This window comes from Nocardia sp. NPDC055029 (assembly GCF_053608525.1).
This window is the reverse complement of the sequence record NZ_JBSGVQ010000062.1, coordinates 1-23,773: the sequence shown is the minus strand read 5'-3', so window position 1 is coordinate 23,773 and position 23,773 is coordinate 1. Positions and strand designations below refer to the sequence as shown.

The window sequence follows — 23,773 nt, the reverse complement described above, 5'->3', positions numbered from 1 at the left end:
GCTCAGCGCTCGGCGGCCAGCCAGACCGCGCTGTTCGGGGCCAGGGTGACGGTGGCCGAGGCGGGGCGGCCGTGCCACGCGGTGTCGTCGGCGGCGACAACGCCGAGATTGCCGACGCCGGAGCCGCCGTATTCCTGGGCGTCGGTATTGAGGACCTCGCGCCAGGAACCGCTGTGCGGCAAGCCGATCCGGTAGCCCTGTCTGGTGGAGCCGGAGAAGTTGAAGACACAGGCGACCGCGCTGCCGTCGGAGCCCCAGCGCAGGAACGCGAAGACATTGGCCGCACTGTCGTCGGCCTCGATCCAGGAGTGCCCGCCGGGGGTGGTGTCCTGGCTCCAGAGCGCCGGATGCGCGGTGTAGGTGCGGTTGAGGTCGGCGATCATCGTCGAGATGCCCTGGTGCAGTGGGTTTTCCAGCTCGTGCCAGTCCAGGCCGCGGTCGTTGTCCCATTCGCGGAACTGGCCGAACTCCTGGCCCATGAACAGCAGTTGCTTGCCGGGGTGTGACCACATGTAGGCGAGCAGGGCGCGCACACCGCTCGCCTTGGCGAAGTCGTCGCCGGGCATCCGCGTCCACAGCGTGCCCTTGCCGTGCACGACCTCGTCGTGGCTGATCGGCAGCACGTAGTTCTCGCTCCACGCGTAGACCAGCGAGAACGTCATCTCGTTGTGGTGCCAGGACCGGTGGATCGGGTCGCGGCCCAGGTAGCCGAGGGTGTCGTGCATCCAGCCCATGTTCCACTTCATGGTGAAACCGAGGCCGCCGACATCGGTGCCGCGGGTGACGCCGGGCCAGGTGGTCGACTCCTCCGCGACGGTGACGACGCCAGGGTAGGCGCGGTGCACGGTGTCGTTGAGTTCCTGCAGGAAGTCGACGGCTTCCAGGTTCTCCCTGCCTCCGTAGACATTCGGCTCCCAGCCACCCTCGGGACGCGAGTAGTCCAGGTAGAGCATGGAGGCGACCGCGTCGACGCGCAGGCCGTCGATGTGGAACTCCTCGATCCAGAACGCGGCGTTGGCGACCAGGAAGTTGCGGACCTCGTTGCGGCCGAAGTCGAAAACGTAGGTGCCCCAGTCGAGTTGCTCGCCGCGGCGTGGGTCGGGGTGTTCGTAGAGCGGGGTGCCGTCGAAGCGGGCCAGCGCCCATTCGTCGCGCGGGAAGTGCGCGGGCACCCAGTCCAGCAGCACGCCGATGCCCGCGGTGTGCAGGTGGTCGACGAAGTAGCGGAAGTCGTCGGGGCTGCCGAAGCGGGAGGTGGGCGCGTAGTAGGAGGTGACCTGGTAGCCCCACGAGCCGCCGAACGGGTGCTCGGCGACCGGCAGCAGTTCGACATGGGTGAAGCCGGTCGTGCGCACGTAGTCGGCGAGCTGTTCGGCCAGTTCGCGGTAGCCGAGGCCGGGACGCCATGACCCGAGGTGCACCTCGTAGACGCTCATGGGGGAGTGGGTGGCGTCGGTGCGCGCGCGGCGGTCCAGCCACGCGCTGTCGGTCCACACGTGGTCGGCGCGGCTGACCACCGACGCCGTCGCGGGCGGCACCTCGGTCGAGAAGGCCAGTGGGTCGGCATGATCGACGACGCGGCCGTCGGCGCCGTGCACCCGGTACTTGTAGCGCGTGCCCGGCCCGACGCCGGGCACGAACACCTCCCACACCCCGGACGTACCGAGCGCGCGCATCGGCGCCGAGCTGCCGCTCCAGTGGTCGAAATCACCGAAGACGGTGACGCCGCGGGCATTCGGCGCCCACACCGCGAACGAGGTGCCGTCGACGTCGCCGTCGAGGGTGGTGTAGCGCCGCGGATGCGCGCCGAGCACCTCCCACAGCCGGGTGTGGCGGCCCTCGCCGATCAGGTGCAGATCGAACTCGCCGACGGTGGGAAGGAAGCGGTAGCCGTCGGCGGCGATCACCGTCTGGCCGCCGGGGTATTCGGTGCGCACGCGGTAATCGTCGATCTGCGGATACGGCAGGACCGCAGCGAATACGCCGTGCCCCAACGACTTCAGCGGATGCTCGGTGGCGCCGACCAGCACGGTCACTGTCTCGGCGTGCGGGCGCAGCACCCGGACCGCGGTGCCGTCGGCGTGCGGGTGCGCGCCGAGGACGGTGTGCGGGTCGGGATGGGTACCCGCCGCAAGCAGCATCAGATCGCGGCGTTTCATCTACAGCGTCCTGCGATAGGCCAGCGGTGCCCGGGCGGCGGCGGGGACGGCGGGCAACGCCAGGATGTGCGCGGGGGCGCGGGCGGGATCGAGGCGCACGAAATTTGTTTGCCCCCAGTGATATTCCTCGCCGCTGACCTCGTCGAACACCACCGGGTGGTCGTGCCATTCGCGGCCGATCGCGGGCAGGTCCAGCGAGATGTGACCCTGTTCGGCGCCGTACGGGTTCAGATTCACGATCACCAGCACCGCGTCACCGGAGATCGGATCGAACTTGGAGTACGCGAGTAGCGCGTCGTTGTCGATCGAGTGGAAGTGGATGCAGCGCAACTGCTGTAGCGCGGGGTGGGCGCGGCGGATCTCGTTGAGCCGGGTCAGCCACGGTTCCAGCGATTCGCCGCGGGCCAGCGCGCCGGCGAAATCGCGGGGCCGCAGTTCGTACTTCTCCGAGTCCAGGTATTCCTCGCTGCCTGGCCGCACCGCCTCGTGTTCGAACAGCTCGTAGCCGGAATACACACCCCACGTGGGGGACAGGGTCGCGGCGAGGACGGCGCGGATGGCGAACATGCCAGGACCGCCGTGCTGCAGGCTCTCGTGCAGGATGTCGGGGGTGTTCACGAACAGGTTCGGCCTTGCCTCGTCGGCCTTGGCGGCCAGCTCGTTGCCGAACTCGGTGAGCTCCCACTTGTAGACGCGCCAGGTGAAATACGTGTAGGACTGGCTGAAGCCGCGGCGTGCCAGCCCGTAGAGCCGGGCGGGGCGGGTGAAGGCCTCGGACAGGAAGATCACGTCGGGATCGGTGCGGCGCACCTGCGCGATCAGCCACTCCCAGAAGTCCGCGGGCTTGGTGTGCGGATTGTCGACACGGAAGATGGTGACGCCCAAGGCGATCCAGTGCCGCACGACCCGCAGCACCTCGGCGTAGAGGCCGTCGGGGTCGTTGTCGAAGTTGACCGGGTAGATGTCCTGGTACTTCTTCGGCGGGTTCTCCGCGAAGGCGATGGTGCCGTCGGGCAGGGTGGTGAACCACTCCGGGTGGGCCCGCACCCACGGGTGGTCCGGTGCGCACTGCAAGGCGAGGTCGAGTGCGACTTCCAGGCCGAGACCCTGTGCGGTGGCGACGAATTCGGTGAAATCGGCCTCCGTGCCGAGCAGGGGGTGGATCGCGTCGTGGCCGCCCTCGGCCGAGCCGATGGCCCACGGCGAACCGACATCACCCGGTTCGGTCGTGAGGGTGTTGTTGCGGCCCTTGCGATTGATCTCGCCGACCGGGTGGACCGGCGGCAGGTAGACCACGTCGAAGCCCATGCCCGCGATGCGGGGGAGTTCGCGGGCGGACGTCGCGAAGGTGCCGTGCACGGGGTCGCCGTCGGCGTCCCAGCCGCCGGTCGACCGTGGGAAGAACTCGTACCACGACCCGACCAGTGCGCGGCGGCGCTCCACCAGCACCGAGTGCTGGGCGCCGCGGGTGACCATCTCGCGCAGCGGGGTCGCGCGCAGGATCTCGGCGACCTCCTCGGAGAACGCGGGCGCGACCCTGGCGGGGAGCTGCTCGTCGCCGCGCAGGGCGGTGGCGGCGGCCCGCAGTCGTTCGAACTGCTTCTTCGGGACCAGCTGGGCGGCCCGCTCGAAGAGAGTGGCGCCGATCTCGAGGTCGTTGGCCAGGTCGGCGGCGCTCTGGCCGACCGCGAGCTTGGCCTCGACCGCCGAACGCCAGGTCGCGATCGGGTCGCTCCAGCCTTCGATGCGGAAGGTCCAGGTGCCGGGGGTGTTCGGGGTGAAGATCGCGTTGAAGACGTCCGGTTCGTAGTCGGGCGACATCCGGATGCGGGTGATGCGCGACGAGCCTGGCGCGCGGACCGCCAGCGTCGCGGCCACGGCGTCGTGGCCCTCGCGCCACACGACGGCGCGGACGGGAAACACCTCGCCCACCGCGGCCTTGGCCGGGCGTCCGCCGGGTATCGACGGGGCGATGTCATCGATGGCAATCCGGCCGGTCACCGCACAAACCTACTGCATGTGCGGCAGTCGGGGGTCGCGGGACGCGGGCCCCGTGTGCGCGGGTTCGGCGGTCGAGCCGAGGCCGGGAGCCACCGGAATCAGACGGCGCGCAAGCCCGCGAGGAGCCGGTCGAGCGCGGTGATGGTGTCGGGAAGTGCGCCGGGGTCGGCGGTGGTGGCCAGCCACAGGGCGGCCTCGTTCATCGCGCCGGAGAGGAGCTGGGTCAGCGGGGCGACCGGTTGCTCCGGGAGTATCCCGGCGTCGACCAGTGATCGCAGGGCTTCGTCCAGGTGGCGTGCCGAATTGGCCTCGTCCATCGCGCGCCATTCGTGCCAGCCGAGCACGGCGGGACCGTCGATCAGCATGATCCGCTGGACCAGGGGGTCGGCGCACGCCCGCAGGAAGGCGGCGCAGCCGGTGGTCAGCTGTGTCCACGGATCCGGCTCGGCGTCCGCGGCGGCGGCCACCTGCGCGCCGACCTCCTCCTGGACCTGGGTGAGCACCGCCTTGAACAGCTCGGCCTTGCTGTCGAAGTGGTGGTACAGCGCGCCCTTGGTGACCCCGGACGCCGACACGATCTCCGACAGGCCCACGGCCGCATAGCCTTTCGCGGCGAACAGGCGCCTGCTCTGCGTCAGCAGGACGCGCCGTGTCTCCTCCCGCTGCTGTGTCCGCGTGGTCGCCGCCATCGCCGTCCTCCCATTGACCTACCGCCGGTATGTGAACTAGTCTACGATACATACCGACGGTATGTGAAAGGGAAACGTCATGGCACTGAGCAGCTTCTACCCGGTCCTCGCCACCACCCAGATCGCGGAATCCCGCGACTTCTACACGCGCTGGTTCGGCTTCGAGGTCACCTTCGAGGCCGACTGGTACGTCAGCCTGCGCCGCCAGGGCGGCGACGGCGAACCCGCCTACGAGCTGGCCCTGCTCGACCCCACCCACCCGACCATCCCCGCCGGGTACGGCAAACCGGTCCAGGGCATCGTGCTGAACTTCGAGGTCGACAACGTCGACGCAGAATGGGAACGCCTCGTAGTCACCGGTGGCCTGCGCGCCGAACTCGAACTCCGCACCGAAGACTTCGGCCAGCGCCACTTCATCGTCGCCGACCCCTCCGGCGTCCTGATCGACGTCATCACCGAGGTCCCACCCACCCCGGAATTCGCCGCCCAGTTCACCCAGTAGACCTGCGCCGGCAAAAAGCGAGACTCCCGGCGCGACTGCGTTTTTCACCGCAGCGGCACCGGGAGTCCCCGAGCCGGGGGCAGTTACCTGCCGACCCGCCCTCTCAGGGCAGGACCTGCGGAATGACCTCGGGGTTCACGTGGCCCACGTAGCCACCGATCATGGCACCGATGAGCGCGTGGGGGAGTGTGCCGACAATGAGGCACAGCGGGTAGCCCACGCCCAACACGATCACGGACGGGATGCAGTTGACCAGGGTGACGAGCGCACCGATACCGGCACCGGCGAGGGCGCCGTTGATCACCGGGTCGGGGTTCTCGGCCTTCGGATCGGTCGCGACGTCGTGCAGCTGGGTCTCGATCACATCCGAAACCACGGGAGCGGCCACCTCCGAAACGGGGCCTTCGCCTGAAAGCTCGGCGTGCTGCGAAATCGCTGCGCCCGCCGGGGTGGCGGATCCGAACGAGAACTCGGCGATGGCGGTCTCGTAGCTGTCATCCTGGAGGGCCAACGCGGTGGCCGGCTGAGCCTGCTGGTCGGCGTGGGCATCCGCCGACGCGACACCACTTCCAGCGAAGGTGACCGCCACAACCACCGGCAGTGCACCGAGAAGAATATTGCGAGTTGAGCGCTTGAACATTAAGTACTCCCTCTCGACCTGTTGCCCCCCGACCCGGACTAATCGAACGTCGACCGGGCTATTAGTAATAGCCGTCGCGCTTTAAAGGCAACTTTTGTGATCTATTTCACATTGACAATCGGGGACCAATCCGTTTTGAGAACTGGTGAGAACGTCGGTAACTCCCCAACCGCTTCCCAGCCACCGCGCACCCAACGCAAGTCCGACAGCCAACCTCCGAGCTCCCGGGCGACACGCTGAATTCGCGGGGAGGCGGTAGGGTCTCGGGGGGTGAAGGCACTTCGTCGGTTCACTGTCCGTGCCCATCTGCCGGAGCGGCTCGCCGCGCTGGGTGAGTTGTCGACGAACCTGCGGTGGTCGTGGCACGGCCCCACGCAGGATCTGTTCGCCGAACTCGACCCGGAGTTGTGGCGTGCCGTCGGTCAGGACCCGGTGCGGATGCTGGGGGAGGTGCCCGCCGAGCGGCTCGACGAGCTCGCCGCCGATCCCGCCTATATCGCCCGTGTCGACGCGGCGGCGGCCGGTCTGCGGGATTACCTGACCCGGCCGCGCTGGTTCCAGGAGCAGACCGGAACCGACGTGTCCGGCATCGCCTACTTCTCGATGGAGTTCGGCGTCACCGAGGTGCTGCCGAACTATTCCGGTGGTCTCGGCATCCTCGCCGGTGATCACCTCAAGGCCGCGTCCGATCTGGGGCTGCCGCTGATCGGCGTCGGACTGCTGTACCGCTCCGGGTATTTCCGGCAGTCGCTGTCGGCCGACGGCTGGCAGATGGAGCACTATCCGGCACTGGATCCGCAGGGATTGCCGTTGCGGTTGCTCACCAGCGACGGGTCGCCGGTGCTGATCCATGTCGGCATGCCGGAGGGCCGGGTGCTGCGGGCCAGGGTGTGGATCGCCCAGGTCGGCCGGATTCCATTGCTGCTGCTCGATTCCGATATCGCCGAGAACGATCCGGAATTGCGCGCGGTCACCGACCGGCTCTACGGCGGCGACCAGGATCACCGGATCAAGCAGGAGATCCTGGCGGGTATCGGCGGTGTCCGCGCGGTGCGCGCTTATACCCGTGCTAACGGCCTGCCCGATCCCGATGTCTTCCATATGAACGAGGGCCACGCCGGTTTCCTCGGGGTCGAGCGCATCCGCGAATTCATCGCGGACGGACTGGATTTCGACACCGCACTGGCCGCGGTGCGGGCGGGCACCGTCTTCACCACACACACCCCGGTGCCCGCGGGCATCGACCGGTTCCCGATGCCGCTGGTGCGCCGCTACTTCGGTGGCGCGCACGGCGAATCCGAATCCGCCTTGCTGCCAGGGCTTTCCATCGACCGGATCCTCGCCTTCGGCCGTGAGTCCGATCCGTCGGTGTTCAACATGGCGCACATGGGTCTGCGGATGGCGCAGCGCGCCAACGGCGTGTCGAAACTGCACGGCGAGGTCAGCCGGGAGATGTTCGCCGGGCTGTGGCCGGGCTTCGACGCGTCCGAGGTGCCGATCGGCTCGGTCACCAACGGCGTGCACGCGCCGACCTGGGCGGCGCGGGAATGGATCGACAAGGCCCGCGAGCTCGTCGGCCCCGAACTGGTCGAGGAGGCGCGGGGCTGGGAGAAGCTCAGCGACGTCGACCTCGGGCAGCTGTGGTCGACGCGAAACACCTTGCGCGGTGTGCTGATCGACGAGGTACGCCGCAGGCTGCGCGCCTCCTGGCACCAGCGCGGCGCGGCCGACGCCGAACTGGCCTGGATCGACGACGTCTTCGACCCGAATGTGCTCACCGTCGGCTTCGCCCGCCGCGTGCCCACCTACAAGCGCCTCACCCTGATGCTGCGCGATCCGGAACGGCTGCGCGCGCTGCTGCTCGATCCGCAGCGTCCGGTGCAGCTGGTGGTCGCAGGCAAGAGCCACCCCGCCGACGACGGTGGCAAGGCGCTGATCCAGCAGGTCGTCCGCTTCGCCGACGATCCCGCGGTGCGGCATCGCATCGTCTTCCTGCCCGACTACGACATGTCGATGGCCCGCTACCTGTACTGGGGTTGCGATGTGTGGCTGAACAATCCGCTGCGCCCGCTCGAGGCGTGCGGTACCTCCGGCATGAAGTCCGCGCTCAACGGCGGGCTGAACCTGTCCATCCGCGACGGCTGGTGGGACGAGATGTACGACGGCGAGAACGGCTGGGGCATCCCCACCGCCGACGGCGTCCGCGACGAGCACCGTCGCGACGATCTCGAGGCCTCGGCACTGTACGAGCTCGTCGAGCGCACCGTCGCGCCCCGCTTCTACGATCGCGACGCCGCCGGTGTCCCGGTCCGCTGGACCGAGATGGTGCGCCATACCCTGCAGACCACCAGCCCGCAGGTGCTGGCCTCGCGCATGGTGCGCGACTACGCCGAGCAGTACTACGGTCCCGCGGCCGCGGCGTTCGGCCGGGCCGCCGCCGACAAGTTCGCCGGCGCCGCGCAGGTCGCCGAGTACCGCAAGCGGGTCGACGCGGCGTGGCCGTCGGTGCGGGTGGTGCAGGTCGACAGCTCCGGACTGCCCGACACCCCGGTGATCGGCGCGGAACTGTCGCTGCGCGCGCGCGTCGAACTCGGCGGGCTCGCGCCCTCGGATGTCGTGGTGCAGGCCGTGCTCGGGCGGGTGTCGCCGACCGACGACCTGTCCGACACCACCGTCATCGAGATGGCGCACACCGGCACCGACGACGGAACCCACCTGTACTCCGTGCAGTCCCCGGTCCCGCTGTCCGGCGCGGTCGGCTACACCGTGCGGGTGCTGCCGCACAACGCGCTGCTGGCCTCCGACGCCGAGCTGGGGTTGGTGGCCGTAGCGGGAGCGTGACCTGCACCGCGACGGCAGCGGTGAGTTCTTCGATTCAGTGAACTTTCCGCTACCGTTCCTGGGTCGTTCTTCTTTGAATTCTTGAAACGCGGACTGGAGTGTCATGGCCGGCGATGTCGCAACTCGTGCCCGAGGGCGCCTCGACAGATACTTCGGTGTCACGTCGAGCGGGTCCACCTTCAAGCGCGAGGCGATGGCGGGCACGGTCACGTTCCTGGCGATGTCGTATGTCCTGGCGGTGAATCCGTCGATCCTCGGTGACGAGGGCGCGCTGGGCGACAAGGGCATCCCGATGCAGGCGGTGTTCACCGCGACGGCGGTGGCCGCGGTCTTCGGCACACTCGTCATGGGCATCTGGGCGAAGTACCCGATCGCGCTCGCGCCGGGCATGGGCCTCAACGCGTTCTTCGCCTACACGGTGGTGCTCAGCATGGGCATCCCGTGGCAGGTGGCACTGTCGGGCACGTTGCTCTCGGGCATCATCTTCTTCATTCTCGCGGTGACCAAGGTCCGCGAACGGATCCTCAACGCGATCCCGTTGCAGATGAAGTTCGCGGTCGGCGCCGGCATCGGTTTGTTCGTCGCATTTCTCGGTCTGAAGAACGCGGGCATCGTCGTCAACAGCGACGCGACGCTGGTCGCCCTGGGCGACTTCACCAAGGGCACCACCCTGCTCGCGCTGTTCGGCCTCGTGGTCACGGTGATCTTCCTGGTGATCGGCTGGCACGCCGCGGTGCTCTACGGCATCGTCGCGACCACGATCCTCGGCATGGTGACCGGGCTGGTCGGCGTGCCGGACGGCATCGCCGAGCTGCCCAAGGGCCTGGATCAGACCTTCGGCCAGGCGATCATCCACCTGCCCGACGCCTTCACCGCGCAGATGATCGTCGTCGTGCTCACCATGCTGTTCGTCGACTTCTTCGACGCCTCGGGCACGCTGATCGGCGTCGCCAACCAGGCGGGCCTGCTGAACAAGGACGGCACGCTGCCGCGCGCGGCGAGTGCGCTGGCGGCCGACTCGGTCGGCACCACGGCGGGCGCGATCATCGGCACCTCGACCACCACCGCCTATGTGGAATCGACCGCGGGTGTGTCGGCGGGCGGCCGGACCGGCCTCACGGCGGTGACGACAGCGGGCTGGTTCCTGCTCGCGATGTTCTGCTATCCGGTGTTCTCGGTGATCGCCGGATCTGCCGAGGTCACCGCGCCCGCGCTGATCGTGGTCGGCGTGCTGATGGCGCGTGCGCTCGGCGATATCGACTGGCAGCACCTCGAATACTCGGTGCCGGCGTTCCTCACCGTGATCATGATGCCGCTGACCTATTCGATCGCCAACGGATTGGCGATGGGCATGATCTTCTACCCGGTGGTGATGGTCGCCAGGGGCCGGATCAAGGAAGTGCATCCGGCCATGTGGGGGTTGATGGTGCTCTTCCTCGGGTACTTCTTCTTCCTCGTCGAGTAGGTGTTCGCACCATAGGTATGCCTATACTTAGGCTAGCCTAGCCAAGCTTGAAGGAGATTTACCTATGAAGCGCTCGCTCGTTGCCGCGTCGATGGCGGTTGCCACCATCTTCGCGCCGGTCACCGCTGCCGTCGTCGCCACCGCTCCCGCCGCGATCGCCGCCCCGGCGACGCCGTCGGCCGGTCAGCTCCAGGGCAAGCTGCAGGCGGCCATGAACGGTTCCTCGGCCGAGCTCGAGTCGGGCAACGCCGGTGGCCTCTCGGTCGTCCGCGACACCGTCAACCGCATCCCCGGTTACAGCTGGGATGTCTCGGGTCCGGTGACCGTGGACGGCGACACCCTGTCGGCCACCCTGAACAGCCGCCTCGGTGACTACAGCTTCCCGATCCCGGTGACCTGGAAGGACATCGACGGCACCTGGAAGCTGTCGCAGGAGTCGGAGAGCACGCTGGTCAGCTACGCGACCATGGCGTGGTGAGCTGAGTTCTTTCATCTGGAAAGGCCGTCCCGGGCGGGGCGGCCTTTTCGCTGTTTTGTGAGCAGGGTCACAGAACTGTGGGGAACGGCGTGAAATAGTTGACCCGGGACCCAGGTTGTGACCGGAAGAGGCAATCGGACTGCGGTCCGGTTGCGGGCATGTATCGAATCGCAGATGAGGAAACGATGACCGACACCGCTACCCGCACCACTCCCACCACCGACGAGGTCAACGCGCTCGGCATCGGACTGCTGGTGCTCCGCGTCGGCTTCGGCGGCCTGATGGCCGCCTACGGCGCCCAGAAGTTGTTCGGCTGGTTCAACGGTATGGGCTGGCAGGCCACCACCGACGGCTTCGAGGCGATGGGCTACAACCCGGGCGTGGTCTTCGGAACACTGGCCGGACTCAGCGAACTGGTCGGCGGCCTGCTGCTGGTCTTCGGGCTCTTCACCCCGCTCGCCGCGGCCATCGTCGTCGGCACGATGATCAACGCGATCAACGTGCTGTGGAGCGGCGGCCTGTTCCCGGAGGATCCGTCGGTGACCGGCTTCTCCAGCCCGCTGGTCTACGCGATCGCCGCCGCCGCGCTGGCCTTCACCGGACCGGGCCGCTTCTCGCTCGATGCAGGCCGCCCGTGGGCGCGCCAGGGCGTCGTGTGGGGTGCCGCGGCCATCGGCGTCGCCGTCGTCGCCGCGGTGCTGACCCTGATCCTCAAGGCAGCGCTCTGAGCTAGCCGAGACAGCGGCGCGGTAACCGGAATCCGGTTGCCGCGCCGTTTTTGCCTGCACCTCGTGTCGCCCGGCCGGTTACCGGTTCGGCACGGTCTGGTTCTGCGATCCCCTGTGCGTCGCCTCCTCACAGCCCGGTATCGCCTTGCGCGCCTCATCCAGTTCCGGTGTGGGAGCCTCCTGCTGCCTCAGTTCCCTCCCGCGCGTACCGCCTCGGGCGAGTACCTGCTGGAAGCCGTCGAGAGCGGCGGTCAGTTCGGCGGCGGAGGTGGCGGAACGTAACCGGGTGGCGCTGTCGGCCAGCTCCGTCGCGGTCTGGCGCGTTGCGGCGAGGACTTCCTCCGCGTTGCCCGTGGTCTCGCCGTTCGGCGGCTCACCCAGTTCCTCGCTCTCCTCGGCCAGTTCGTCGAACAGGCGTGCCATCTCCGTGGCGACGTCGGCGAGTTGCGTCTGCGTGGCAGGCCCCGTCGACTCCAGTATTCGGCGGGCCAGTTCGTGCATCCGGGCCTGGTACCGGATCGTGATCTCGCATTCCGACCGGACGTAGTCGTCGAGGCCGACCGCGTCGGTGCCGCTGCCGCAGCCACCCAGCGCGACCGAGACGATCGCCAGCACCGTCACGAGTCCGGTCCGCAGTCTCCTTCGGCGAGCGGGACCTTTCACGCCCTGCGGCGGTCCCGAAACACCAAGGTGCACAATAGAATCCAACATATCGATACCTCCGTCTCATCCGGTGCCATCGGGAGGAATCGGGAGCCCTTCGCAGACCTGCAGGTAGCCGATCTCCGGCGAAACCCACTCTCGCCACTGCTTGCGGCTCATGTTGTGCGACAGCTTCCCGCAGAGGTCGTCGTGCCAGGACGACGGTCCGGGCCACAACCAGGCGGTGACGGTCTCCTCCGGATCGATGTCGAGTGACAGGACTCGGCGATCATCGGCGCTGAGCATCACCCGAGCGACATCGTCGGTGCCGCTGGTGAGCGGGTCGCCGATCGACGCGCCGCTCGCGGCGTCCCAGAAACGCAGGGTGCGATCCATGCTGCCGGAGACGACCATCCGGCCGTCGGCACTGATCGCGACACCACCGACGGCGTCCGAGTGGCCGTGCATCGGCTCGCCGATCGGGTCGCCGGAGGGGACCGTCCAGCGGCGCAGCGTCGTGGCGCCGCCGACCACGAGGAAGTCGCCGCGTCCGCTGACCGCCAGGCTGCTCGAAATCTCAGGGCCGATGACCGGGGCGCTCACCAGTTCGCGCGTAGCCGTATCCCACGTGCGCAGGGCATAGGCGCTCAACGAGATGACCTGGCGTCCGTCCTGGCCGAACGCGACGTAGCTGACCCTTGTCTCGTGCCCGCCGAGTCCCGCGATGTGCTCGCCGGTCGCCGCGTCCCACAGGTGGACGACCTTGTCGTCGCCGCCGCCGGCGACCACCTTCCCGTCCGGGCTGAACCCCAAACTCCAGATCTCGCCCTCGAATCCGCGCAGCGGCGCGCCGATGGCGTCGCCCCGCTCCGCGTCCCACAGGCGGATCTCGTTGTCCGCGCTCTCGGACACGATTCGCCGCCCGTCCTGGCTGAAGGCGAGCTTGCGAATCCAGGATCCGTGGCCGGTCAGAACTCGGATCGGCGTGCTCGACGCCGCATCCCAGATGACGATGCTCCTGTCCTGGCCCCCGGACGCGATCCGGCGTCCGTCGGAGCTGACGGTCGCGACCCGGACTGGGCCGACGTGCCTGCGCAGCGGCGCGCCGATGGCCCGCCCGGTGTCGGTCTCGAACTGCCAGAGCGTGCCGTCGCGATAGCCGGCCACCATCCGGCGGCTGTCCGGTGCGAACGCCACGCTGGCCGGGATCGGTAGGCCATCCGTGCCCGGCGGTCCGGTGACCCGGTGCCCGCCGGAGGTGTGGGTGCCGGTGTGCCAGATCCGTGCCGTCCCGTCGAGGCTGCCCGAGAGCAGGCGGCTGTCGTCCCGGCTGAACGCCAGGCTGGTCACCCAGCCGGTGTGCCCGGTGGCGTACCCGCGCGGCGCACGAGACTCGGTGTCCCACAAGTGGATCGTGGCACCGATGCCGCCGGCCGCGAGCCGGCGCCCGTCGGTGCTGAACGCGACCGCCGAGCCGGTATGGCGTCCGTCGTTGGGCAGCGGATCGCCTGCGCTGCCGGTGGCCGGATCGAACAACCGGACCTGCCCGCCCTGGTCGGCGATCGCGACGTGCCGGTTGTCCGGGCTGAACGCGACCGAAGTCACCGTCTCGCCCACATCGATGGGCGGGCCGATCGGCGCCTGGTCGACCGTGTTCCATATCCGCAGCGAATTGTCCGCACTGCCGGACACGACACGGCGCCCGTCCGGACTGAACGTCACCGCATCGACCCGTGCGCTGTGATCGCTCATCGGCGCGCCCACCTGCTGCCTGGTCTCGGCGTTCCAGATCCGCACGGTCTTGTCCAGGCCACCGGACACCACCTGGGCTCCGTCCGCGCTGAACGCCACGCTGCGAACGAGGCCTTCGTGGCCGGTGAATTCGCCGATCATCGCGTGCGACTCCGCGTCCCACAGCCGCATCCCCGTTCCGCCGGAGACGATGCGGCGCCCGTCCGGACTGAAGGCAACGCTCGTCGTGAGCAGCGGGCTCTTGAACGGTTCACCGATCAGCCGTCCGGTGTCGGCGTCCCACAGCCGGATCTGCGCGCCGCCAGCCACGATGCGGCGGCCGTCCGGACTGATCGCTACGCTCCAGACCAGGTCGAGGTCACTGAGGGCGGCCATGGCCTCAGGCTGAATCGCCATGCCGGAGAGGAACGGATCGCCAACCCGGATGATCTTGCTCGTATCGGCCAGCCGCTTCAGCGTCCGGAGCAGGACACCGGGGTCAGCCGCCCCGAGCCGTTCGGACGCGAGTGCCTGCAGGATCGCCCGCTCGTCGTCGCGTGCCTTCGATCCGCTGAGTATCGAGTCGGACTCGGCGGCCAACCGTAGCGCCACCGCCGTGTCGCGCTGGCGTATCGCCTCATTGCGCTGGTCCAGCGCCTCACGTCGTTGCGTCACCGCGAACACCGCGGCGAGGAGAGCCATGACAGTGAGGATGACGAGACCGGCGATGGCCGCACGCCGCAGCCGACGGAAGCGGCGCAGCTCGCGGCGGTCTTCACTGACCAGCTCGTCCTTGTCCTTGCCGTGGATCGGCGCGGCCAGATCGGTGACCTTCTCCCGGAACAACGGGGCCGCCGGGTCCCACGGCGCATCGTCGCTCACGTCGACGTAGAGCGGCTCCGTGGGCAGCGCACCCGGCCTCGTCAGCGCGGGCGGCGCGGCATCGGACCGATCAGGATCGAACCGTCCGGTGTCCTCGTCCCAGCTCAGCCGCCCGCCGGCGAGGACGAACAGCAGCCGATCCGAACCGCGGCAGGCCAACCAGTGGGCTACTTCCCGGTCGACCCATTTCGATATCGCCGCGTCCGGGGAGAGCACCACGATGAGGTACCTGGCGCGGTCCATCGCCGCGGCGACTTTGCCCCACAGGTCCGGACAGGCGGTCAGATCGGTGGCATCGCGGAACACGCGCAGCGCACGTAAGTGACCCATCCGTCGGCCGATGCGGTGCAGACCCTTCTGAATCCCGGCGGCGACCTGTCGATCAGGGCGGTGCGTGTAGGAGATGAAGGCGTCGTAGGCGAACGACTCCCGAGGCGGCGATAGTTGCGCCTCGAGCTGAGTAGACACGGTCCTCTCCCTGTCCAGAGTCGGTTCCTGGCCTGGGCGGATCCAGGATCATCGAAGTCTGCCGCCGGGGCAGAGGGATGTCGTGCGTATCGGACTACTCGATTCCGCGCCCCGACGACTGCCGGCTGATCCCGCGCAGTAGATAGTCGACTCGCCGATTGGTCATCGGTCGGATGCCTGTCGTTCCACGCAGTGCGCGTGCCTGTCGACGGCACCGATTACCCTCGTCGGCGGCGCCTGTCGACGCGGCGCCGCGCATGGTCCGCGTATCGAAGAGGAGAGCTGCGATGAAGGCTTACGACCTGGGTTTCGGAGATTCGGCGGACAAACTGGCCGAGACGCCCGGCGGTGAACCGCTGACTCTCGACGCGCCGGTGCGCGCGGGCTGGATCGGCAGCGAGGGGCCCGCGATCGACCCGGCGACCTGGCCGCGCGGACCGGTCACCGGACTGCCGATGATGCACGCGCTCACCCTGCGTCTGCCCGCCGACTTCCAGCGCCGCGGCTCCGGCTTCCCCGCGATCGCCTTCTTCCAGGGTGAGGGCCAGTTCGCCGACGCGACCAACCCGATCGAGCCCGACGCGGACTCCGACGACCCGGTCGCCCGCGACCTGGTCGCCACCCGCCTGCACGCCCAGTTGCAGCTGCTGCACGACGAGATCGGCGGCGTGTTCGCCCTGATCTGGCTGACCGAAGCGGAATTCGCGGGCGGCCCCGTCGCCCCGCCCGCCGATGTGCGCCTGCCCGGTTCCCCTGTCGCGAGCGACGAGGGCCGCAACGCCTGGGACGACATGCACCCCACCGTCGGCGTCTGGCTCGCCGAACGCACCGCCGACCCCAATATCGGCATCCCCCCGGTCGAATACGAACCGAACACCCGCTACCAGGACCCCCTCACCGAGGACTCCGGCTGGAACCCCTGGGCCGAGCCCCTCTTCGGCCGCTCCCACCTCGGCGGCACCGCCTTCCCCGTCCAGGCCCTCCCCGAAGGACTGACCCCGTACTACCTGGAGATCGAGGAAGTCGCAGGCATGAACTTCGGCGGCGGCAACGCCCAACTCGATTTGGAGTCAGGCGTTTTCGACTGGTCCTGCGGGTAGGACTACACGAGCGAGTCGAGTCAAGCGGGAGGTTCGCTGAACAATATCTCCGCTTCAGTGAAGAGCCGTATGCACTGCTCGTATAGCGCATCGGATTCAGTGAGTACGGCGAGGCTGCTGGTGGCGCGCGCTTGTCCGATCAGGGAGTTTCCAGCGCCGAGTCGATCGCCGAGTTCCCTGAAGATCGTCACGGCTTGTCCGAACGACTGGATGGCGGCTGAGTACTCGCCTAATAGTCGCGCGACCTCGCCACGGAGCTGGAGAGTCCGAGCATAGTCGATTTGTTGTCGAAACTCCTCGCTGGAGATAGCGTCATTTGTGCCCGATTGGTCGGGTGACCTATCACTGCTTGCGAGTTGTAGCCAAAACCCAACAGCGTCTGCGAGTGGAGATTCGGTTGCGGACTCGTTGAGCGATTCGATTTCTGAGGCGAAAATTATTTCGTCAGCGGCCGAATCAAACCATTTGCGTGCCGACTCGGCATCCGCGAATCTTTTCGGTAGTACGTTGAGGAGGTCGCTGCTTTCATCTGCCACGGTCATCACCGATGCTACCCACATCGTCATCGTCAGGTGTGAGATCCACCGTGACCAGCTGCCCGCGAACTCCGATGACCAGTTGGCCTGCAAACGCTCGCGTGCGAATCCGAGAAACAGGTCATGAAATTTGTAGCGCGCGTGTGGGATGGGAGTCAGCATGCCGTGAGCGGCCAAATCGACGAGGCCGAGTTTTATCTGGACAGGATTCCGGCTGATTAGTGAGGCAATCGAGTATGCGTCGAAGTCGGGTCCTGGGTGGAGAGCGCAGGCGCGTAGTAAGCTTCGTGCCGGGTCGGGTAAAGCCTCATAGGACACCCTGAAAGCTGTGGAGACCGCGCTCCCGAGGTCAGGGACCTCGTCGTATGGATGGTCAGCGTCGGACATAAGGGCGCTGAGATCACCGGCAGTCATTCCGTGATGGAGCTTTGCGCCGATGCTCTGAAGCGCGAGGGGTAGGTAGCCGCATAGCCGCGCCAGATCGGTGAATGCAGGATCGACCTCTTCGGGATAATCGGAGATCGACTTGTCGGCGATTCCATGGTGCGCAATCTGACGAAGCAGGCCTTCAGCTGAGCGTGCGCTCAAGACATTCAGGTCGATGCGAATCGTCGACGGCAGCCGGTCGAGTGGGTGTCGACTAGTGATCAGTGTGCAGCATTGAGCATCACTGCCTGGGAGCAGCGGCTCGACTTGCGCGGCATCGCGTACATTATCGAACAATAGCAGCGCGCGCCGATCGGCCAGCCATGACCGCCAGCGGGCAGATCTGGCCTCAATTGTTGCGGGGATCGAGGGTTCGTCGAACCCGGCTTCTTGTAGCAACTCGCCGAGAATGCGGTAAGGATCCCTTGGCTCGCGATCAGGTGTGAATCCATGAAAATCGATCTCTAAGCGGGCATCAGAAAATTCATCAATTAGTTCGGCTGCTACGGCGCGGGCGAAGGCGGTCTTGCCAACTCCGCCCATGCCTAGGATGGTGGACAGCACATACCGGCGACCGGCGGGCCGGGTCGCTTTGACATGGCTGATCATGCGCTCGAATTCCCGGTCGCGGCCGAACAATTCTGGCGGGGGGAGGACTGTTGACAGACGTGTCGACGGCCTGGCCGCACCAAAGTTGTTGACGGTGAACGACCCTTGGCCGAGATTGTTCTGTTGCGAGTTGCCGGTTGCCTCGGCGTCGACAGCCCCGTGCGGCCTATTGCTCGGGGCGGACAATGTTGGTCACTTGAAAGGTGCCCTGGCCCTGGTTGTTCTGCTGCGAGTTGTCGTAGGACTGCGCGTTGACCTGGCCCTGGCCACTGGCGATTTGTCCCGCCTGGTGCACCATCGCCCGGATTTCGGTCGCCAGCTCGGGATCGGCTTCCAGTAGTTCGCCGATCCGTCCGCGCAAGGCGTCCTGCGCCTGCGAGTCACCGAGATCCGCAACGGCGCGATCGATGGCGGGCGGCGGAGTTTCGTCGGCCGGGCGGGTCCCGAAGACGCGTTGCAGGATCCGGCGACCCCAATTCGCCGTGTCCTCGGCGGCCTGATCCTGCACCCTTGTCAGCACATTGGCGCCATAGGCTCCCAGCGCAGCGGTCACGAATGGCCACGCCTCGTTGACCAGCTCGACAGCCATGCCGCCCTCCTTTCCGGGGCCTCCACCTGGCCCACGCTCGACGGATTCCAATGTAGCCGCGCCGTTCGTCGGACGTTGGCGGCAATTGACAGAAAGTGCTCGACCGGTGAGTTTTTCGTGTCGGAAGCTCCGGGCGAGGCTGGGTCTCTATCCGGCCAAAGTTGCCGCATCGAGCGACAACCCTAGGGTTGTCTTGTGTGACTAGGCTAGGATAGAACATACTGATGACGAAGCGGAGCGAGCTCATCAAGAAGATCGCCGAGGCCGCAAGAACCGGCGATGTCACCTGGGAGCTCGCCCGTGAAGGCGGTAACCACTCCGTCTTCAAGCTCGGCGGGAAACAGATTCCCATCGGGCGCCATGCCGAGATCGACGACCGCCTCGCCGTTACGATCTACAAGCAGTGCGAGGAAGTGCTCGGGAAAGGATGGTGGCGGAAGTGACCTACACTGCCCGCGTCGAGCGGGGCGAGCGGTATTGGCTCGTCCACATCCTCGAAATTGATCAGTGGACCCAGGCTCGCACCTTGCAGGAGGTCGAGCCGATGGCTCGCGATCTCATCGGGGTCATGCAGGAAGTGCCGATCGACTCTTTCGATCTGACAGTCCAGGTGAATCTGCCTGAAGCCGCGCGGGAGAAGTGGGAGCGGTCCAAGCGGATTCTCGGTCAGATAGATGAGCTGAAGGCGGCGGGCGCTGCGGCAGCCGCGGCCCCGCGCAGACTCTTGCCGAAGCCGGGCTGTCGCAGCGCGAGATCGGACTTGCGCTGGGTGTTTCGCATCAGCGGGCAGCCCAGCTCGTCAATCGCAAGGCGTCGTAGCGATCGCCTGCTGTCGGCGGGGCTCAGTCGACGGCTGCCGGGCGGTTGTCGTCGGGGTGTGTGCCGTCGGTGATCCAGGGCAGGAGTTCGATCGCTGGGGCGGGTGAAACCTGTTCGGCGGTAGGGGGATTGATGATGATCGGTGCTATCGGCTCGGGCTGTTGTGGTGCGGAGCGGACCAGGCGGACCATGCCGGTCAGCACGATCAGGTAGATGACGACGTAGATGTTCATCATGATCTGGGCGCCCGGCCACCACGGGGGTAGGAGGAAGGTGCCGACGCTGACCCAGGTGGGGGTGTAGGTGTAGGTCCAGGCGGCGATGGCGATGTAGAGGGCGCCTGCGGCAAGCCACCAGCGGCCTCGGGATTGGGCGCGATGGATCAGGTAGACCATCAGGGGGACGAACCAGACCCAGTGGTGGCCCCAGGAGTAGGGGGAGACCGCGCAGGCGGTGAGGCCGCCGAGGGTGACCGACAGCAGCGGTTCGCCGCGGCGCGCGAGCGCGGCCGCGAGCCACAGCGCGACGAGCGCGACCGGGAGCGCGATGAGCAGCCACAGCCAGACCGGGGCGGGCCCGTGGGTGAGATGGGCGACGAGGCCGCGCAGGGACTGGTTGGCGGCGTGGACGTCGGGGGCGATGCGGCTGGACTGGAAGAACGTCGAGGTCCAGTACTGATAGGAATCGCGGGGCAGGACCAGGGCGGTCAGGCCGATCGACGCGACGAAGGTAAGGGCCGCGGTGGCCGCGGCACGCCACCGTCGCTGCGCCAGGTACTGGGCGACGAAGTAGAGCGGCGTCAGTTTGATGCCCGCGGCGATGCCGACGCCGACGCCGCGCAGCTTGCTGTTCCCGGCGCGGGAGAAGTCCCACAGCACGAGCAGCATGAGCCACAGGTTGATCTGCCCGTAGTAGAGGGTGGTGCGGACGGGCTCGGCGAAGACGCAGGCCAGCGTGATCAGCGCACTGACGACGGCTAGGCGCGGCGTCACCCGGTAGCCGAGCATCCGCCAGCTCTGCAGCACGCAGCCGAACAGCACCGCGAGATTGAGCACCAGCCAGGTCGTGGTGACGTGCGCCCAGGGCACCAGCATGAGCGGCAGGAACGCCAGCGCCGAGAACGGCGTGTAGGTGTAGAGGAGTCCGTAGTGCGTCGGCTCGATGTAGAGCGCCCGATCGTGCAGCACCCGCCAGCCACCGTCGCGGTAGATGTGGACGTCGAGGCCACCGACGAGAATGCCGCCATCGTTCATCCACGGGTCCATGGTGGTGAACAGCAGCGTCACCCCGAGGACGGCGGTACCGAGTAACAGGAGGAGCGTCGAGACGGTGCGCGGGAGTGCTGCGCGTCGAGATTTCTCCACCACGGCCGTGCTACCGGCCGGCTCGCATCGTATGCACGCCTAAGAACCTACCGCCCGTCCACTACGCCGCCGCGCTCCGGCCCGTCGTTGGTAGGAGATCCCTATGAACCAAGGCGGCGAACCGATCTCGGTGACGCCGATCATGCGGCCGGTTGCAGGACCAGCATGGTGTCGGCGCCGTGGTGGAATTCGTAACGGGTCTTGCGCAGGGCGGTGGGGATGCCCTTGTCGTGTAGTTCGGTTCTGAGGTGGTCGATCAGGTCGTCCAGTGGGGCGCCGGTGTAGTCGAGCAGTGGGTAGAGCCTGGCCTCGCCCTCGGTGACGCGGGACAGTTCGAGCAGGGCGGAGAGGTGGAAGTCGGCGTCGAGGCGGTCGGCGTAGCTGAACAGCAGGTGCGAGCTGAGGGCGAGGTCGAAGGACCCGTCGGGGAAGGGGAGTTCGGGCAGGCTCGCCGCGATGTAGCGGTGCGGTTCGGCGCGCACGTCGTCGGCGAAGCGGCGGGCCGCACCGCGCCGGATCGCGGCGTGGCCCGCAGGGGAGCCGTACCAGTCCCAGCGGTAGCGGTGCGCGTTGGCGGCGGCCCAGGCCACGGCGCGGTCGTTCTCGGTGACCGCGTCGACGGATAGTTCTGTGATCGAGCGCGCGTAGATCGGATCGACCGCGGTGACCGCGGCACCCAGCGTGCTGGCCTCGGCGGTGAAACTCGCTGCGCCGCCGGGACAATCGAGAATTCGGCGACCGGTGAGATCGTCGTCGGACAGGTGAAACATCGCGCGGTACTCGGCCAAAGATCTTGCGCTGACCAGAAATTCACCGAGTACCTCGCCATCGGCGTGGTGCTTCATCACCCCACGTTCTCACGACTTGCGTTCGCCCGGTAGTGAATTCACTGGTGTGGTCATTCTGATTGCAAGACTCGATGTAAAAGTCCCTCAGCTCAGGCCGACGCGGTGAGCCTGCGCAGCGCCTTGGCGACCACCTCGGGATCGGTGGTCTCCCAGTACGGCGGCAGCGATGCGCGCAGGTAGCTGCCGTAGCGGGCGGTGGCCAGGCGCGAATCGAGGATCGCGACAACGCCGCGATCGTCGACGCTGCGCAGCAGCCGACCGGTGCCCTGGGCCAGCAGCAATGCCGCGTGGTTGGCCGCCACCGTCATGAAGCCGTTGCCGCCCCGCGATTCCACCGCGCGCTGGCGTGCGGTGAGCAGCGGATCGTCCGGGCGGGGGAACGGAATACGGTCGAGGATGACCAGACTCAGCGACGGGCCGGGCACGTCGACGCCCTGCCACAGCGTGAGCGTGCCGAACAGCGAGGTCGCCGGGTCGTCGGCGAACTTGCGGACCAGCGCGCCCATCGAATCCTCGCCCTGGCACAGCACCGGCGTGTCGAGTCGTTCGCGCAGCGCCTCGGTCGCTGCCTTGGCGGCGCGCATCGAGGAGAACAGGCCGAGCGTGCGTCCGCCCGCGGAGGTGATGAGCTGCTCTATCTCGTCGAGATAGGCGGGGGACAGGCCGTCGCGACCTGGCGCGGGCAGGTGCTTGGCGACATAGAGGATGCCGGACTTGGCGTGGTCGAACGGGGAGCCGACGTCGAGGGAACTCCAGCGCACCGATTCGAGGTCGGCAGGCGCCGTCGCGCCGTTGGCCATGGCCGGGTCGACCTTGCCGCCCTGCTGTGACGGCAGTCCCCAGGTGATCGCCAGCCCGTCGAACGAGCCGCCGATCTGCAGCGTCGCCGAGGTGAGCACCACGGTCGCGGTGCCGAACAGCCTGCTGCGCAACAAGCCACCCACCGACAGTGGCGCCATCCGCAACGTGCGGCGCGCGACACCGCGGATCTCGTCGGCCGACAACCAGATGACGTCGCGGCGCGCGGCCGGATCGGCCTCCTCGAACGCGGTGAGCGCGCGTACCGCCGCGTCGTGCACGTCGTCGATCGCGGCGACCGCCATCGTTCGGGCGGCGGCGTTGTCGGGGTCGTCGGTGGCTTTGACACTGCCCTGCGGCGCGATGGCGGTGCGCGCGTTCCAGGCGGCGTCGCGGACCAGCGCGAGCACGGGGGCGATGCCGTCGGGCAGCTGGTCCCAGCGGCCCGCCGGCATGTCTTCGAGTGCCTCGTGGAACGCCTCGGCGGCACCTTCGAGCCGGTCGACCTCGCGGTCGTCGATCAGCTTGGTGCAGCGGCGGGCGGCGGCGCTGATCGCGGTCGCGGCGAGTTCGGCGGTCGCGACCCCGGTGACCCGGTCGACCAGTTCGTGCGCCTCGTCGATCACCACGACATCGTGTTCGGGCAGCACCTGGATGCCGCTGATCGCGTCGATGGCCAGCAGGGCGTGATTGGTGACCACCACGTCGGACTGCGCCGATTCCGCGCGCGCCTTCTCGGCGAAGCAGTCCTGGCCGAACTGGCAGCGGGTCTTGCCGAGGCACTCGCGCGAGGACACGCTGACCTGGCGCCAGGCCCGGTCGCTCACGCCGGGCGCGATCTCGTCGCGGTCGCCGGTCTCGGTGTCGGAGGCCCACTCGTTGAGGCGCTGCACCTCGCGGCCGAGCTTGGAGATGGCGAACGCGTCGAACAGTTCGGCCTCGCCGCCGGTGTCCTCCGGGATCACACTGTTGATCTTGTTCAGGCACAGATAGTTGTTGCGGCCCTTGAGGATCGCGAACTGCGGCACCCGGCCCAGCGGCTTGGCGAGTGCGTCGGCCAGCCGCGGCAGATCACGGTCGACGAGCTGACGCTGCAGTGCGATCGTCGCGGTGGAGACGACCACGGTGCGCCCGGTCCGCACCGCGTGCCGCAGGCTCGGCACGAGATAGGCCAGCGACTTGCCGGTGCCCGTACCGGCCTGGACCGCCAGGTGCTCCTTGGTGTCGATCGCGTGGTCGACGGCGGTGGCCATGGTGGTCTGACCGGTGCGTTCCGTGCCTCCCAGGGCATGCACGGCGGTGGCGAGCAGGTCGGCGACGGGAGGAAGTTCGGGCACGCAGGCAGCTTATCCGCCCCCTAAGACAGAATTGTTGGAGCGCTGGCGCGCTCGAGTTCGCGGCCCCTTGTGTCCCGCCGGTCAGGCACCGTTGCTTGCTCCTTCGTCGCCTACGCAACGG

19 protein-coding genes are annotated in these 23,773 nt (G+C 67.7%); 8 read left to right on the top strand and 11 right to left on the bottom strand.

The window, feature by feature from the left end; genetic code table 11:
- Positions 1-2: 2 nt before the first annotated feature.
- The 3 genes from glgB to ACWF9G_RS32930 form a co-directional block, all read right to left on the bottom strand.
- Complete coding sequence (glgB, locus tag ACWF9G_RS32940; RefSeq protein ID WP_452520073.1) at positions 3-2,159, bottom strand: 1,4-alpha-glucan branching protein GlgB; 2,157 nt, start codon at positions 2,157-2,159, stop codon at positions 3-5.
- Positions 2,160-4,160, bottom strand: a complete 2,001-nt coding sequence (locus tag ACWF9G_RS32935) for a maltotransferase domain-containing protein (protein WP_452520071.1) — start codon at positions 4,158-4,160, stop codon at positions 2,160-2,162.
- Between the two features lie 98 nt (positions 4,161-4,258).
- Positions 4,259-4,849: a TetR/AcrR family transcriptional regulator gene (locus ACWF9G_RS32930; protein WP_452520070.1), complete on the bottom strand. Its 591-nt coding sequence runs from the start codon at positions 4,847-4,849 to the stop codon at positions 4,259-4,261.
- A gap of 79 nt (positions 4,850-4,928) precedes the next feature.
- On the opposite strand from ACWF9G_RS32930, the gene ACWF9G_RS32925 reads away from it, so the two are divergent.
- Positions 4,929-5,351, top strand: coding sequence for a VOC family protein (locus ACWF9G_RS32925; RefSeq protein WP_379310311.1), 423 nt, complete (start codon positions 4,929-4,931; stop codon positions 5,349-5,351).
- A gap of 103 nt (positions 5,352-5,454) precedes the next feature.
- On the opposite strand, the gene ACWF9G_RS32920 is transcribed toward ACWF9G_RS32925, so the two are convergent.
- Positions 5,455-5,991, bottom strand: a complete 537-nt coding sequence (locus ACWF9G_RS32920; RefSeq protein WP_452520069.1) for a hypothetical protein — start codon at positions 5,989-5,991, stop codon at positions 5,455-5,457.
- A gap of 270 nt (positions 5,992-6,261) precedes the next feature.
- Here ACWF9G_RS32920 and glgP point away from each other — a divergent pair, with 270 nt between their 5' ends.
- The 4 genes from glgP to ACWF9G_RS32900 all read left to right on the top strand — a co-directional run bounded on the left by glgP (position 6,262) and on the right by ACWF9G_RS32900 (position 11,503).
- Entirely contained in the window at positions 6,262-8,832 is a 2,571-nt protein-coding gene (gene glgP / locus ACWF9G_RS32915) for an alpha-glucan family phosphorylase (RefSeq protein ID WP_379310309.1), read from the top strand.
- A 103-nt stretch (positions 8,833-8,935) separates the two neighbouring features.
- A complete protein-coding gene (locus tag ACWF9G_RS32910; protein ID WP_379310308.1) occupies positions 8,936-10,297 on the top strand; it encodes an NCS2 family permease in 1,362 nt (453 codons plus the stop codon).
- A 64-nt stretch (positions 10,298-10,361) separates the two neighbouring features.
- Complete coding sequence (locus tag ACWF9G_RS32905) at positions 10,362-10,775, top strand: hypothetical protein (protein ID WP_379310307.1); 414 nt, start codon at positions 10,362-10,364, stop codon at positions 10,773-10,775.
- A 185-nt stretch (positions 10,776-10,960) separates the two neighbouring features.
- Positions 10,961-11,503 (top strand): DoxX family protein, encoded by a 543-nt coding sequence (locus ACWF9G_RS32900; protein WP_379310306.1) that lies wholly within the window; start codon positions 10,961-10,963, stop codon positions 11,501-11,503.
- A gap of 78 nt (positions 11,504-11,581) precedes the next feature.
- On the opposite strand, the gene ACWF9G_RS32895 is transcribed toward ACWF9G_RS32900, so the two are convergent.
- Positions 11,582-12,124, bottom strand: coding sequence for a hypothetical protein (locus tag ACWF9G_RS32895; protein WP_452520066.1), 543 nt, complete (start codon positions 12,122-12,124; stop codon positions 11,582-11,584).
- A gap of 105 nt (positions 12,125-12,229) precedes the next feature.
- Positions 12,230-15,226 (bottom strand): TIR domain-containing protein, encoded by a 2,997-nt coding sequence (locus tag ACWF9G_RS32890; protein ID WP_452520064.1) that lies wholly within the window; start codon positions 15,224-15,226, stop codon positions 12,230-12,232.
- A 287-nt stretch (positions 15,227-15,513) separates the two neighbouring features.
- Here ACWF9G_RS32890 and ACWF9G_RS32885 point away from each other — a divergent pair, with 287 nt between their 5' ends.
- Positions 15,514-16,326, top strand: a complete 813-nt coding sequence (locus ACWF9G_RS32885) for a hypothetical protein (protein WP_452520062.1) — start codon at positions 15,514-15,516, stop codon at positions 16,324-16,326.
- A 20-nt stretch (positions 16,327-16,346) separates the two neighbouring features.
- Here the strand turns inward: ACWF9G_RS32885 and ACWF9G_RS32880 are convergent, their stop codons facing one another.
- Together ACWF9G_RS32880 and ACWF9G_RS32875 are read right to left on the bottom strand one after the other, a co-directional pair.
- Positions 16,347-17,897, bottom strand: coding sequence for an NB-ARC domain-containing protein (locus ACWF9G_RS32880; RefSeq protein ID WP_452520060.1), 1,551 nt, complete (start codon positions 17,895-17,897; stop codon positions 16,347-16,349).
- Positions 17,898-18,063: 166 nt separating this feature from the next.
- On the bottom strand, positions 18,064-18,486 hold the full coding sequence (locus tag ACWF9G_RS32875) for a hypothetical protein (RefSeq protein ID WP_452520058.1): 423 nt from the start codon (positions 18,484-18,486) through the stop codon (positions 18,064-18,066).
- A gap of 224 nt (positions 18,487-18,710) precedes the next feature.
- On the opposite strand from ACWF9G_RS32875, the gene ACWF9G_RS32870 reads away from it, so the two are divergent.
- Positions 18,711-18,929 carry a hypothetical protein gene (locus ACWF9G_RS32870; protein ID WP_452520057.1) on the top strand — a complete coding sequence of 73 codons (219 nt, stop codon included), beginning with the start codon at positions 18,711-18,713 and terminating at the stop codon, positions 18,927-18,929.
- Positions 18,926-19,378 (top strand): hypothetical protein, encoded by a 453-nt coding sequence (locus ACWF9G_RS32865; RefSeq protein WP_452520055.1) that lies wholly within the window; start codon positions 18,926-18,928, stop codon positions 19,376-19,378. Before ACWF9G_RS32870 ends, ACWF9G_RS32865 begins: the two co-directional genes overlap by 4 nt.
- Here ACWF9G_RS32865 and ACWF9G_RS32860 read toward each other — a convergent pair.
- From ACWF9G_RS32860 to ACWF9G_RS32850, 3 genes are all read right to left on the bottom strand, one after another.
- Entirely contained in the window at positions 19,329-20,669 is a 1,341-nt protein-coding gene (locus ACWF9G_RS32860) for a glycosyltransferase 87 family protein (RefSeq protein WP_452520054.1), read from the bottom strand. The two genes, ACWF9G_RS32865 and ACWF9G_RS32860, sit on opposite strands and share 50 nt — an antisense overlap.
- A gap of 140 nt (positions 20,670-20,809) precedes the next feature.
- On the bottom strand, positions 20,810-21,514 hold the full coding sequence (locus ACWF9G_RS32855) for a methyltransferase domain-containing protein (RefSeq protein ID WP_379311441.1): 705 nt from the start codon (positions 21,512-21,514) through the stop codon (positions 20,810-20,812).
- Between the two features lie 92 nt (positions 21,515-21,606).
- On the bottom strand, positions 21,607-23,652 hold the full coding sequence (locus tag ACWF9G_RS32850; protein WP_379311440.1) for an ATP-dependent DNA helicase: 2,046 nt from the start codon (positions 23,650-23,652) through the stop codon (positions 21,607-21,609).
- Positions 23,653-23,773: the final 121 nt, after the last annotated feature.